This is a genomic window from Bartonella capreoli (assembly GCF_902813205.1).
Taxonomy (GTDB): Bacteria; Pseudomonadota; Alphaproteobacteria; order Rhizobiales; family Rhizobiaceae; genus Bartonella; species Bartonella schoenbuchensis.
Genome location: NZ_CADDZX010000358.1, coordinates 1 through 396, shown reverse-complemented (window position 1 = coordinate 396; position 396 = coordinate 1). Strand labels below are relative to the sequence as shown.

Genomic DNA, 396 nt, shown 5'->3' with positions numbered 1-396 from the left:
GAGTACGCATAATCCGCGTCTCTGAAAAAGAAACATGTCCCCAAAGAAGATCGACGACAGAAAGATCAACTTCTATTGATTCAGCTTCCATTAATGGCGCAACATCATCCATTTTTGATGTTAAAGTAACGCCAGAAAGAAATGCTTTAGGATAAGGAAAAAGATGTAACCGCGGTGGATCACGCAATTGCACATTGTAACCGGTCCATGCACTCAAATCCTGCGCTAAACGTATACGAATCGCATCTGTAGAGATAAGATAAGGTAAAACGAGAATCACCACTCCAAATAAAAAGATAATTGAAATAAAAATTCCGCTCATAAATTTTATTATTCTGATGCGCACAACATCCATCTATACATATCACCCTATAACAGAATAAAAACACACTTAAA

General features: G+C 37.1%; 1 protein-coding gene. It reads right to left on the bottom strand.

The annotated features are described in order from the left end of the window. The coding region (locus J7R05_RS08785; RefSeq protein WP_208541922.1) for an AsmA family protein at positions 1-346 on the bottom strand (346 nt) is incomplete at its 3' end. Between the last annotated feature and the right edge of the window lie 50 nt (positions 347-396).